General features: G+C 40.4%; 9 protein-coding genes. 2 read left to right on the forward strand and 7 right to left on the reverse strand.

Features of this window, described 5'->3' with window-relative positions; genetic code table 11:
• Positions 1 to 3: 3 nt before the first annotated feature.
• The 3 genes from GKS34_RS21570 to GKS34_RS21580 form a co-directional block, all read right to left on the reverse strand.
• On the reverse strand, positions 4 to 1,005 hold the full coding sequence (locus GKS34_RS21570) for a hypothetical protein (RefSeq protein WP_163387071.1): 1,002 nt from the start codon (positions 1,003 to 1,005) through the stop codon (positions 4 to 6).
• Positions 1,006 to 1,059: 54 nt separating this feature from the next.
• Complete coding sequence (locus tag GKS34_RS21575; RefSeq protein WP_163387072.1) at positions 1,060 to 1,815, reverse strand: polysaccharide deacetylase family protein; 756 nt, start codon at positions 1,813 to 1,815, stop codon at positions 1,060 to 1,062.
• A 606-nt stretch (positions 1,816 to 2,421) separates the two neighbouring features.
• On the reverse strand, positions 2,422 to 2,631 hold the full coding sequence (locus GKS34_RS21580) for a hypothetical protein (RefSeq protein ID WP_240459412.1): 210 nt from the start codon (positions 2,629 to 2,631) through the stop codon (positions 2,422 to 2,424).
• Between the two features lie 99 nt (positions 2,632 to 2,730).
• Here GKS34_RS21580 and GKS34_RS21585 point away from each other — a divergent pair, with 99 nt between their 5' ends.
• Positions 2,731 to 3,543: an SDR family oxidoreductase gene (locus tag GKS34_RS21585; RefSeq protein ID WP_163387073.1), complete on the forward strand. Its 813-nt coding sequence runs from the start codon at positions 2,731 to 2,733 to the stop codon at positions 3,541 to 3,543.
• Between the two features lie 6 nt (positions 3,544 to 3,549).
• On the forward strand, positions 3,550 to 7,548 hold the full coding sequence (locus tag GKS34_RS21590) for an AAA domain-containing protein (RefSeq protein WP_163387074.1): 3,999 nt from the start codon (positions 3,550 to 3,552) through the stop codon (positions 7,546 to 7,548).
• 59 nt (positions 7,549 to 7,607) lie between these two features.
• On the opposite strand, the gene GKS34_RS21595 is transcribed toward GKS34_RS21590, so the two are convergent.
• Genes GKS34_RS21595 through recQ form a run of 4 tightly spaced genes read right to left on the reverse strand, consistent with a single transcriptional unit; the run spans position 7,608 to position 12,998 of the window.
• On the reverse strand, positions 7,608 to 8,093 hold the full coding sequence (locus GKS34_RS21595) for a gliding motility lipoprotein GldH (protein WP_163387075.1): 486 nt from the start codon (positions 8,091 to 8,093) through the stop codon (positions 7,608 to 7,610).
• Positions 8,083 to 9,462 carry a PSP1 domain-containing protein gene (locus tag GKS34_RS21600; protein WP_205602131.1) on the reverse strand — a complete coding sequence of 460 codons (1,380 nt, stop codon included), beginning with the start codon at positions 9,460 to 9,462 and terminating at the stop codon, positions 8,083 to 8,085. Before GKS34_RS21600 ends, GKS34_RS21595 begins: the two co-directional genes overlap by 11 nt.
• 51 nt (positions 9,463 to 9,513) lie before the next feature.
• Entirely contained in the window at positions 9,514 to 10,809 is a 1,296-nt protein-coding gene (purD, locus tag GKS34_RS21605) for a phosphoribosylamine--glycine ligase (RefSeq protein WP_163387076.1), read from the reverse strand.
• An 11-nt stretch (positions 10,810 to 10,820) separates the two neighbouring features.
• Complete coding sequence (gene recQ, locus GKS34_RS21610; RefSeq protein ID WP_163387077.1) at positions 10,821 to 12,998, reverse strand: DNA helicase RecQ; 2,178 nt, start codon at positions 12,996 to 12,998, stop codon at positions 10,821 to 10,823.
• Between the last annotated feature and the right edge of the window lie 81 nt (positions 12,999 to 13,079).

A 13,079-nucleotide genomic window follows, 5' to 3' on the forward strand; every position in this document is an offset into this window, starting at 1 on the left:
ATACTATACCAAATAAACTATGGGAGAAACATTAATTCTATTTGCTAAATCAATAGCTAATTTCAATTCTCCTTTAAAAATAGTTAATTCCCAATGAATTCCATATGAATGTGGATTTGTAATTTTAAACATTAATTTCTTAGCCTTTTTATCAACACATGCTGAAATATTTAAAAATTCATTATGTTTTATTAAAAATGTATTTTCATTAATACATATCAAACCATTTGGCAAAGGCAAATAAACGGCTTCAGGCTTAACATCTACTAAATCAATATTTATACATTCGTTCTCCATTAACGCAGGACAATATAATAAATATTCTATATTAAAATCGATTTCTAAACCACAGCAATCATCATTTGGAATAAAATCAGCAATAATTCGTTGCATATCATCACCAATTTGAAAAAGAATCAGATCTCCTTCACTTCCAAATATCCTAATTAAATCAATCCAGCAATCAGACTTCTCAATCTTAACTAAATCTTCCAAAGAATCTTCATAAGTATCAAATAACTCTCCACTATAGGTATCAATTAAAAAGCTATCTAAAGAGGAGGCTAATTTCAATAAATAAACTATATGCGCTACATCTTCAAATACTTCATCAGCCTTAATAAGGCTATATTGTACCTCATGGGGAGTAGGATACCAGCCAGTGGAATCTGAAATTTCAGCCAATAATTGGGCTTTCCATGCTCTACTCAATCTTTCCAATACATCGGGCCTTTGAGAAATTTCCTTTGGAAAAACATTCAAAAGGGACTCTAGCCCTATTAACCTAGACCTACTTTTCCAAGTTTGATTTCTAATTCTCATGTCATCTTCATGAGGTTGACTATTAAAACCAGACCATATGTACCCTCCTTTACTTCTTTCCATATTCCAAGAACCATCTAAAAGCTTTTTGGAAGGTGAGATCAAATTATATTTTCCCTCTAAAGATTTTAAGAAGGCTTGAATCCCGCTAATTGTATATCCTTGAGATTCAATTTCAATCAAATATTTTTCGGCATAAAAATGCCAGGAAGGATCAAATACACATTCTGCCGCTAATTAGGGCCTCATATGAGCTTTTCCAAACCTTTCACTAGACCCTACATGATACCATTTCCATTCAATGTCTTTATAATTACATATTAAGCCATTTAATTTTCCTTCATTCTTTTGATTTTGGTATCCTTGTTTCAAGAATTGCTTATTCTTTCGTAAAAGGATTTCTTCATGAGCATTTAGATTTTTTTTTGAATAAAGTTTGTCTGCCATACCTTCTAAAATATGCCCCCAACCTACCATTAACTTCATTTCATTTAAGTTAAAATAAGGAGGTAAGCTTGATAGATTGTCTGGTTTATCATATAAATAATAGTAATAATCATCTTTAACTATAGCTACATCGAACCATTCTTTAAGCATACTCAATCCTTCACCTGAAAAATTTTCATGAGAAAAAAAGATTCTACTTGGTTTGAGACCATAAGATTCTAATATTTCTCGATTTAATTTAATGGATTTAATTAAATCATATTTTGGATAAGCTATCCATATTTGAGGAGAAAATGTGCAAGAAATAAGTTCAATTTGTTCTTTATTTATTAGGATTTTAATTATTTCTAAAACACCCGGATAGTTATTCGCAATAAACTCAATGGAGTATCCCGAAATCTGAAGATTAAAACACCAGCTCGGGTGACGTAATAGAATGTTAAGTAATGGAACTATTCCTTCTCTAATTTGTCGATGATATGAATTCAAATTTCCAGCAGTATACGCGACATTTACAGTATGGATTCCCAATGCAAACTTATTCATGAATAGAAAATTAGTTTTACAATAATTAGAATTTGGCATAATTAATAGCATAGGCTAAACAGTGACGTATGAATGAGCTACTAAAAATCAAAAACTCATACATCTCCCTTTTATCCTAATATTATTAATTCCAATTATATCTTATTTAAAAAGGCCTTATGAGTTGAAATATTGTACACTAACCCAGAATATAACAAGTTTTTAAAAAACTTACTCTAACTACTCATTCTCGAAATGAATTTCCAAAATTCAAAATCCCTTTTCAAAAGCATTATCCACACCTAACTCAAATTTTTTTCTCGAATTTTCATAATTTCGATTCAAAAAAATCTTACCTTCCTTTTTAGAAATTCAGAACAGGAGAATACATAGTTCCCTCCCCTCCGATGAACATAGACTTCGGATTAGATTTTTGACTTTTAAATAGATAATCGATCTAATTTAACAAAAAAAATTAGTTGTAAAAGTTTTTAGTAATATTTGCCATGTTCAAATAATAAATGCAACAGTTCTGCAATTCTCAGAAAAAAATTGAAAAATTTCAATGCTGTCCTAATTAATTTTTGATTTATCATTTATCTGCCAATTAGGAATCACTTAAGTAGTTTAAGAAAACAGATCCCCCTGTACTTTCTTTTGTGGTGGTTTGTCGGGTTCCATAAATGGGCTATCAATCCATTTTTGCAGTTCGACTTTAATAAAAATATTGAGTCTTATAAAAGTGACCAGATTGGACAGGTGCCACCCGAGTTTTGCTGCTGCCTTCATGACTTTGAGTAGGAGGATGCTGATCAACGCAGTCCATATCTCTATCATTATCGCATTTTTGGAGGTCCCGATAAAAGTTTTGATTTTCAATAGCTGTTTAAAGTCCCGAAAAAACACTTCAATTTCCTATCTTGGTAAAAAAAAAGTATGGAAATAAAGAATAAAGTGGTTGTTGTCACTGGAGCTACCTCCGGAATTGGTCAAGCCTGTGCCCTCATTTTTGGTAAAGCAGGAGCTAAAATTTGGATTACCGGTAGAAGCAGAGTTAAATTAGATGAAACATTGCTTCTGCTTCAAAAAGAAGGGGTTGAGTGTGGAGGTGAAGTTTGTGATGCAGCCAAGGCCGAGCATAACGAAAAAATGGCCCATGATGTTATCCGGCATTATGGAAAAATAGATATATTGATCAACAATGCAGGGATAAGTATGCGGGCACTTTTCCGGGATTTGGACTTAAAGGTTTTTCACCAGGTGATGGACATCAATTTTTGGGGAACTGTTTATGCCACTAAATACTGTATGGAAGAAATCATAAAGAATAAAGGTGCCATTATCGGAGTTTCGTCCATTAATGGGTTTCGGGGAACTCCTGCCAGAACTGCCTATACCGCCAGTAAATTTGCGATGAACGGGTTTCTGGAAGCCCTTCGAACAGAAGTTATGAAGCTTGGCGTACACGTGCTGGTAGTTTGTCCAGGATTCACCGCATCCAACATCCGGAATAACGCCCTGACCGCAGATGGAAGTCCCCAGGAGGAATCTCCGAGGGATGAAGAAAAAATGATGACTGCAGATCAGGTTGCTGAGGCCATATTGAAGGCGCTGATCAAAGGAAAAAGAGATTTGGTCCTGACCAGGCAGGGGAAACTGGCTTCATTTTTGAACAAATGGGTACCTGGAATCATGGATCAGGTGGTGTACAATCACATGGCAAAAGAAAAGGACTCACCCTTCAAATAAAAGCAGATGCTCAAGGATGTTTTTAAGGTATACCTGAACCGCTTGGTTGATCTCTCTTCGAATAACCGGTCTATTTTTCTTCCTAAAATCATCCAGTATCAGATGATTGACTTGAAAGATTTTCATTTTTTGAATAATCATCCTTCTTTTTTTTATATCACTGAATTGCTTGGCAGGAAGCGGAGCATACCGTTGATTCAGGTATTGGACTCAAGAGATAAGAACGTTAATCAGCTTTCGCTTCGGTTGAAACGTCTGCAACATCAGGTTCGCTTTGCAGTCGAAGAAACAGGGGAAAAAAGTTTGTTCGTTGGGTGGCCTTTTGTGGAAGGAAAATTGGGGAATGAGCAATTGATCCGCTGCCCATTGATATTTTTTCCTGTGGATCTGGTTCTGGAAGATAAAACCTGGTATTTGAAAAAAAGTGTAGGAGAATTACCTTTCCTAAACCCTTCTTTTCTATTGGCATACAGCCAGGCTCTTGGACAGCCTTTTGACAAGGAATGGCTGGAGCTTTCCATGGAAGATTTTAGTAAGGACCCCATGGGTTTCCGAACGGATCTCTATCATTACCTTAAAAATCAGGTAGAATTAAACTTCAATCGCGAAATCTATCAGGATAAATTGGAGTTTTTTCCCGACCAAAACCGGGAATTTTTTGACGAAACGTTTGACACGGGAATTCTTCGCCTTCAACCCTATGCCGTCTTGGGACAATTCTCCCAAAAAAGTTCTTTTTTGATGGACGATTATGAGCAATTGATGGGAAGCGTCAGCCAAAATAATTTGGAGGAATTATTTTCCGATAAATTCGGAAATCAGGAAACTTCCCTGAGTCAAGCCCAGGAGAACAACCTGTACACCACCTTTCCTATGGATGCCAGCCAGGAAGAAGTGATCAAGCATGTAAAATCCGGAAATTCCTGTGTGGTACAGGGCCCTCCGGGTACCGGGAAATCACAACTTATCTGTAATCTGGTTGCTGACTTTACCTCTCGCGGGAAAAAGGTACTGGTAGTATCCCAAAAAAGAGCGGCTTTAGATGTCGTGTACGAAAGGCTGGCATCCCAGGGCATGGCTAATTTTACCGCTTTGATCCATGATTACCGCGGAGATCGGAAAGAACTTTATAAAAAAATTGCGCATCAGATTAGCTCACTAGAAAATTACCAAACCTTAAACCGGTCACTGGACGCCATTCAACTGGAACGAACGTTTAGCCAAATGTGTCGGAATATCGAGAAATATTCCGATTTTTTTGACGAATACAAACAGGCCCTTTTTGACCTGAAAGATTGTGGAGCTCCGGTTAAAGAGCTTTACCTGACCTCTGATTACGGCAAGGAAGGTATAGATTTGACTCAGTTTTACAGGGCATTCAAACTGGATGAGCAGGATGCATTTTTGAGTGATTTCGAACAGTACCAGTACTATTACCGAAAATTTCAAGTCGCTTCTTCTTTCTGGTTGCATCGGGTTGATTTCGCTGAAATGGGCCCCGAGGCACTGCGGGGAGTTTCCGGGACCTTTCAGGAACTTTCCTCCGTAAAACAAACGGCGAAGAAAGATCTGGATTCCATGCTCGCTGATACGTTTGAGTATGGTCTGATTTATCAATCTTTTCAACAAAAAGAAAAGATAGAATCCTTGATGAATACCATCAACAGCCCGGAAATTTTTGAAAAATTTAAAACCTTTATGAGCAATGATCCGGCCGAACTGGACAGGCTATGGTTGGAGAATAAGGTAGAGATGGTACGCAAGTTACTTTCAGAAGAGGGAGTAGAATGGGGAATCGGAGATGATGAGGTAGAAGCTGTGCTTAATAAGGCAGTCCAGGCAAGCAAACAAGTAGAATCCTGGTACGGGAGGATGGCGGTGAGTCTGGATGGAAAAAAATACAAAGAGGTACTTTCTTTACTCGAAAAAAACGACTTGAAACGGGATAAGAAGGATATCCGGATTTTGATTCACAAACTGGAGAACCGGATGAACCTGAATCATCAATACACCTTGTTGGCGCAAAAGTCGTGGATAAAGCTTCCGGAAAAACCTTTTTCCATCCATTCTTTTAACCAAATGGCTACCGTTTTGGTGAAAGCGATGAACGCCCGTTTTATCATGAAGGAGTTAGGGGTGTTGGCCTCTTACTTTTTTAAGCCACAGTTTTCTTATTCTCATTTTCAAAGCCTTTTAGAAGGAGTAACGGTAATCAACGATTGGGTGGAGGCACATTTCGGAACCTGGAGAAAGTACCTTAGCGAAATCCAGATCAAGCATTTATTAAGTTCACCAGATGAGGAAAAACTCAATGAAGTCAGGGAAGGCCTAGCCAAAGATGTAGATGAGCTGATACGATTTGACCGGTTGAGAAAACAAATGGAAGAAGAAGGGAAAAAAGTCGCCGAGAAAATCATGGATGAGTACCCCCATGCTGAATTTGGCGAGCTAAAAACGCTCTTTCTTTCTAGTCTCAAAGTAAGTTGGGTAGGACATCTGGAAGCGAAATACCCTGTACTAAAGGAAATAAATGGGCCTCAAATTAAGAGCTATATCACGGATTTTGAGCATTCGGTAGAAGAAAAGCTAAAAACAGCACGGTTTATCGTCGAATTACGTTTGAGGGAAGGGGTTTGCCAGCATCTGGAATACAATCGCCTGAATAACCTTATTACCTATAGGGAACTGGCTCATCAGGTGGGGAAGAAAAGGCAGATTTGGTCCGTAAAAAAATTGATTTCTTACTATCGGGACGAAATTTTCCGACTAGTGCCCTGTTGGCTGGCTTCTCCGGAAACTGCTTCCGCTCTTTTTCCTCTGGATCAGGAGTTTGATTTGGTTATTTTTGACGAGGCTAGCCAGTGTTATTTCGAACGGGGGCTTCCCATGATGCTGCGAGGCAAGCAGGTCGTAGTAGCTGGCGATCGGCATCAGCTCCAGCCTTATGACCTATACCAGACCCGATATCAATCAGAGGAGGAGGAAAGTATGGAACTCGAAATTGATGCGCTACTGGACATGGCCTCCAAGTTTTTTCCCACGTTTCATTTAAGTACCCATTACCGAAGTGCGACCTTACCCTTGATTCATTTTTCCAATCAGCATTTTTATGAAGAAAAACTCTACATGTTGCCTGACAGGAAGGTTTTAAATAGTGGACATAAGGGCATTCAACTGATCGAAGTCGACGGAGTTTGGGAGAATCAGACCAACCGGGCAGAGGCAGAGGAAGTGCTGAATCAGGTACATATTTTGAGAGCCAAATTCCCTTCTGAAAGCATTGGCATTATTACATTCAATTACTATCAGATGCTGTTAATTATTGGCTTGATGGAAGAGGATCCGAATCTCTCAGAAGCTTCTCGGATACGTGTCAAAAACATAGAGAATGTACAGGGAGATGAATTTGATAGGGTGGTTTTTTCGACAGGCTATGCGAAAAATTCCGAAGGAAAATTTACGGCGAATTTCGGGCTGTTGTCCCGAAAAGGAGGAGAAAACAGGCTCAATGTTGCTATTACAAGAGCAAGAAAGGAAAATATCCTGATTACCAGTCTGCGAACCGGATACTTTAAGGAACGCCAATTACAAAACCCGGGAATTCGACTGCTCCGGGAATACATTTCTTATGCCGGTTCCATACAGGAGGGAGAAATGCCGGAAACTACGCTAAATGTGGCTGGGTATAACCGCAGTTGGTCATTGAAAGACCGGCTCATGGGTACCTATGGTAATCACGATGTGGGAGAAAACCCATACGTTCGGGTGATGGATCTCGAAGTGAGGGAAGGCAAGAAAGCTGTAGCAGCGATCCTCACGGATGATCAGCGCTTCTTTTCTTCAAAATCTGCTAAGGAAGCCTTCGTATACCATCCTCAGTTGTTGACTTCCAGGAATTGGAACATTGTGTTTCTTTTTAGCCGTCAGTACTGGTTAGACAAGGAGGATTTACTGCAAACCAAAATTTCGCAGGGGAGTTTTTCCAGCGATGAAAAATCTGGGTGATCCGTGAATTACCCAAGCCTGACAGAAGTAGAATCTTGGTGTTTCCCAGAAAGCAGGAATCAATTTTGCAACTTACTACCCGTTATTTTTATTCCGACTGATTCAATTCCCCTAAGGGAATCTTTTCTCATATATTGGATTAAATGAATGCTTGATCCGAAGGGTATTTGGTTTCCAGGAAGGGTGTCGTATACGGTTCTTCTGTTTCCAAACCCTTTTCCTAGCGGTATTCCCGTTTTTGAATCAAAGAGGCCGATATTTAAGAGTGAATCGATTAAAACCGTTTGAAGGCTATCTTTGAGCAGGTACCTGATGTAGAGATTATGGTACTCATAGTTGTCGTTGTAGCGTATTCCTACAGATGTGGTGACAGGAGCAGTTATTTCCAAGGAATCCACCGTAAAAGAAAGGGTATCCGTAACAATCCAACGCTGCGAGCTAATATCCTGAAACGACTCGTATAGCCGGTCCCGATTGCAGGCAACTGAGACCGATAGGACCCAAAGCAACATCAAAAGGGCTCCTCTTTTCTCTTTAATTATCATCAGTGGACCCTTTGTTGGGTTTGTTTTGCCCGCCCCTGTTTCGGTTAGGATTTGGTTTCCTTTTTTTATTACGCGATCCATTTCCGTTTACTTTCGAATCAGGACTTTCTGGTTTTCCCTGGGACTGCGGAGAATTTTCCGATGAATTCTGGCTTCTATTACCACGTTTTTGATTCCGATTATTTCGACGGGGCTTATTGGGTGAAGCACTTCCTCCCTCTGCATCCGATTGTTGCGCGGCATTTGGGTTGGGTTTTCGGTTTTTCGGTTTTCGTTTCTTTTTACGTTTGGTTTGGGAAAATTTCTTGTCTAATAATTCCAGATCTTCGTTGGTTTTATTTTGATCGTAATCCCCTTCAAATGCCTTATCTAATTTCAGGCTAAACGGTGTAATCCCCTTTTCATTTTGGTTAACAATAGCCTGAACACGGTCACAGTCTATGGAATGCCAATTATTGTCATCGTTATAGCTAAACCACATTAACCTTCTGAAGATATCTGTTTTTTGGAGCTTGGCAGATCCAGCTTCAGTAAGCAAGGGTTTTTCAATTTTGGGAATATCTTTCAATGCCATCAAATAGCTGTCCAGCTCAAAATTAAGGCAGCACTTTAAACGGCCACATTGCCCGGATAGCTTGCTGGGATTTAGCGAAAGGTTTTGGTACCGGGCAGCAGAGGTCGTCACGCTTTTAAAATCATGGATCCAGGTAGAACAACATAGCTCCCTGCCGCAAACACCTATTCCTCCCAATCTCCCAGCCTCCTGTCTAAGGCTTATCTGCCTCATCTCTACCCTGATTTTAAACTCGGAAGCCAAAAGTTTTATCAATTCCCGGAAATCAACCCGATCATCGGCAGAATAATAAAAAGTAGCTTTGGAATTATCCGCCTGATATTCCACATCGGAAAGTTTCATGGCAAGCTTGATTTCATCGATAATTTGCTTGCTCCTGTAAATGGTTGGTATTTCCCTATTTTTAGCTTCCTGCCATTTTTCCAGGTCCTTCTGGGTAGCCACCCGGTAGATACCCGTGATGGCGTCGTCATTTTTCACCTTCCTTTTTTGCATCTGAAGGCGCACCAACTCACCCTGAAGGGATACGTAACCGATATGATGTCCATTCGGTACGTCCACCACCACAGGGTCTCCGGTCGTTAGTTGCAAAAGGTTGGTATTTCTAAAATAGTCCTTTCTTCCCCCTTTAAATTTAATTTCAACAACATCGAATTTATCTACTTCCGGTATTCCCATATGAGAAAGCCAGTCGAACGTATTCATTTTATTGCAATCCTCTGTACCGCAGCTTCCGTTATTCTGGCATCCGCCAACGGCGTTTGCATCGGTACTGCAATTGGTGCATCCTGACATAATTCTATCTATTTATAGGGAGTTTCCTCCTCGTGAAAATAGGGAGTCAATTCAATTTCCGAGTTCCAGAATGTCCTGTCCGATATCCTTCCGGAAATTGACCATTTCCCAACTAATTTGGTTTACCCTCTCGTAAGCACTTTCAATGGCTTCTTCCGTGGTTTCACCGATTCCAGTTATTCCCAATACCCTTCCACCATTAGTAGCCACTTCTCCGGAGGGTGTGGGTTTCGTTCCGGCGTGGAAAGTAATGGTTTGGTTAAGCGCTTGTTTTTCCAATCCGGAAATGATTTTGCCCTTTTCGTAGACCCCTGGATATCCCCCAGCCACCATAACGACGGTAGCTGTTTTGGTGGAAGCGGTCTGAAGCGTATACTGATTTAGTCTTTTTTCGGCAATGGCCTGCAGTAATTCCACGAAATCACTTTCTATTCTCGGAAGAACTGCCTGCGTCTCGGGATCACCCATGCGTACATTGTATTCGATGACGTAGGGCTCGCCTTTCATATTCATTAATCCAATAAACAGAAATCCTCTGAAATCAATACCAGCTCTTCTTAGGCCTTTAATGGTGGGTTGGACGACTTTCTCTTCCACCTTTTTCATAAAATCGGCATCGGCAAAAGGAACCGGGCTTATGGCACCCATACCACCGGTATTGGGGCCGGTATCTTTTTCTCCTATGCGCTTATAATCTTTGGCTTCTGGAAGAATTTTATAATTATCGCCATCTGTAGCTACGAACACAGAAAGCTCAATTCCTTCCAGAAAGGTTTCCACCACTACTTTGGAAGACGCTTCTCCGAACTTATGCCCCACAAGCATCTCCTTTAAGTTGGCCTCCGCCTCTGAAAGGCTGGGACATATCAATACCCCTTTTCCAGCGGCCAATCCATCGGCTTTAAGTACTATGGGGAGGTTTTGAGTTTTCAGGTAGTTGATTCCCTCCTGCAGGCTTTCTTCCGTAAAAGTGGCGTATGAAGCGGTAGGAATACCGTTCTCCTTCATAAATTCCTTGGAAAAATCCTTACTTCCTTCCAATTGTGCTCCTGCTTTTCCCGGACCAACGACGGGGATGCCAGCTGTTTTTGGATCGGCCGCTAAAAAGTCGCGCAAACCGTTTACCAAAGGCTCCTCCGGGCCCACAACCAATAAATGTACCGCCTGTTCCTGACAAAAATTGCTTATCGCAGGAAAGTCATTCACCGCTATGGGAATATTTTGTCCAAGAGCTTGCGTGCCCGCATTTCCCGGGGCAACCCATAATTTTTTACAATGTGCACTTTTATTTATTTTCCAGGCAAAGGCGTGTTCTCTGCCACCGCTTCCTAAAAGCAATATGTTCATGTATGTATCTGTTAATTGGCGTGATCTGAGATGAATTTGATTCGGTATACCCTTACTTCCTCTTCTGAGAAGTCTTCTTCTTCCAATTCTGCCATGGCTTCCCGAATTTTATCAGATTCTGCCGTCATAAAATAATCATGGAGTGCTTCTTCTCTCTCGTCATCCATGATATTTTGTATGTAATAATTGATATTCAATTTGGTGCCGCTGTAGATGATTTGCTCAATCTCGTGAAGCAATTCACTCATGCTAATATTTAAATTAGAGGCGATCTCATCCAAATCTATTTTTCTGTCGATTTGTTGAATGATCGTAATTTTCACCTTGGAGCGGGTACCGGATGTTTTTACTACCACATCCGAAGCGGTAATGATTTCGTTTTCCTCCACGTAATTTTCGATCAGCCTTAGAAAACTGGCCCCGAATTTAGTGACTTTACCCATCCCAACGCCATTGATCTGTGCAAGTTCTTCCTTGCTGGTTGGATAGACCGTTGCCATTTCTTCAAGCGAGGGATCCTGAAAAACTACATACGGAGGTAGATTTTTGACTTTTGCGACTTTTTTCCGTTCTGCTTTCAAAAGTTCAAAAAGCTTCTCATCATAGGCTTTCCCCACACTGTTCATCTCTTCAGCAGATACAGTCTCGGCCATTTCTTCGAAATTATGGTTCTTACTCAGTTTGACAGGGTAGGGCGCTTTTAAAAAGGCATCACTTTTTTCGGAAAGCAAAATAATGCCATAATTTTCGATATCTTTTTCAAGCAAACCGAAAATCATTGCCTGACGAATTACTGTCTTCCAGTGGGTTTCATCCTTATCCTTGCCGACTCCAAACGTAGAAAGCTTATCGTGATCGTAGCTCTTAATGTACTCATCGCTTTCACCTCGAATAAGGCTAACAATATGATCCATGCTAAACCGCTGATTGGTTTCTTTTACCGCTTTAATAGCGGTAACTATGTCTTCCTGGCCGTCGAAGGTTTCTTTTGTTTTTTTACAATTGTCGCAAAACCCACAATCTTTATCCAGGGTTTCGCCGAAATAATGGAGCAGAAATCGCCTTCTGCAAACCGAACTTTCGGCATAGGCTGCCATTTCCTGCAGCAATACTTTCGCATTTTCGCGCTCGTTGACGGGTTTGTCCTTATTGAATTTCTCCAATTTCATGATGTCCTCATAGCGGTAGAACATGAGGCAATGTCCTTCCAGCCCATCCCTGCCGGCTCTGCCGGTTTCCTGGTAATAGCCTTCCAGGGATTTAGGTACATCGTAGTGGATCACGTATCGGACATCGGGTTTATCAATGCCCATACCAAAAGCAATGGTTGCGACAATGACATCCACTTCTTCGTTCAGAAAATCATCTTGGTTTTTTACTCTCACGTGTCCATCCAGACCGGCATGGTAGGGGGCAGCTTTGATCCCGTTTACCTGTAATAACTCGGCAATTTCGGTTACTTTTTTTCTGCTCAGGCAATAGATAATCCCCGATTTTCCTTTTTGGGATTTGATGTATTTAATGATTTCTTTCTTAGCCTCGTTTTTTATTTTTGGCCGAACTTCATAATACAGATTGGTCCGGTTGAAGGAAGATTTAAAAAGATCTGCCTCTTCCATTTGAAGATTGCGCTGTATATCTTGCTGAACTTTAGGTGTAGCAGTTGCTGTCAGGGCAATGACCGGTAAATTATCTCCTATTTGAGAAATAATGGATTTAATTTTTCGGTATTCTGGTCTGAAATCATGACCCCATTCTGAAATGCAATGTGCCTCATCAATAGCCACAAAACTGATGGAGGCGTTTTTTAGGAATTGCACGTTTTCTTCCTTAGTAAGGGACTCCGGTGCCACATAGAGTAGTTTGGTAATCCCCGCAGAAACTTCACGTTTTACCCGGTTAGATTCAGATTTACTTAAGGTCGAATTAAGAAAGTGTGCATTAATACCGAAGGTGTTGAGTTGATCCACCTGGTTTTTCATCAATGCAATTAAGGGTGAAATGACGATTGCGGTGCCGTCTTTGGAAACAGCGGGCAGTTGGTAACAGAGGGATTTCCCTGCCCCCGTCGGCATGATTACAAACGTATTATTTCCCTTAAGTATATTTTCAACGATGAGTTGTTGGTTTCCTCTAAATTGATTGAAACCAAATATCTTTTTTAGATTATCTTTTACTGCGTTATCCACTACACGAATAGTTTAATGAGTTGCTACGTGCCAATCATTAAAGTTTAAGGTAAATCTTTTCTACCTTTATACAAAAATAAC

This window comes from Cyclobacterium jeungdonense (assembly GCF_010994275.1).
Classification (GTDB): domain Bacteria; phylum Bacteroidota; class Bacteroidia; order Cytophagales; family Cyclobacteriaceae; genus Cyclobacterium; species Cyclobacterium jeungdonense.

Excerpts from the sequence above, each read along its gene's own strand:
- GKS34_RS21575 (WP_163387072.1), bottom strand. The coding sequence starts at position 1,815 with ATGAATAAGTTTGCATTGGGAATCCATACTGTAAATGTCGCGTATACT.
- GKS34_RS21580 (WP_240459412.1), bottom strand. The coding sequence starts at position 2,631 with ATGATAGAGATATGGACTGCGTTGATCAGCATCCTCCTACTCAAAGTC.
- GKS34_RS21585 (WP_163387073.1), top strand. The coding sequence starts at position 2,731 with ATGGAAATAAAGAATAAAGTGGTTGTTGTCACTGGAGCTACCTCCGGA.
- GKS34_RS21590 (WP_163387074.1), top strand. The coding sequence starts at position 3,550 with ATGCTCAAGGATGTTTTTAAGGTATACCTGAACCGCTTGGTTGATCTC.
- GKS34_RS21595 (WP_163387075.1), bottom strand. The coding sequence starts at position 8,093 with ATGATAATTAAAGAGAAAAGAGGAGCCCTTTTGATGTTGCTTTGGGTC.
- GKS34_RS21600 (WP_205602131.1), bottom strand. The coding sequence starts at position 9,462 with ATGTCAGGATGCACCAATTGCAGTACCGATGCAAACGCCGTTGGCGGA.
- purD (WP_163387076.1), bottom strand. The coding sequence starts at position 10,809 with ATGAACATATTGCTTTTAGGAAGCGGTGGCAGAGAACACGCCTTTGCC.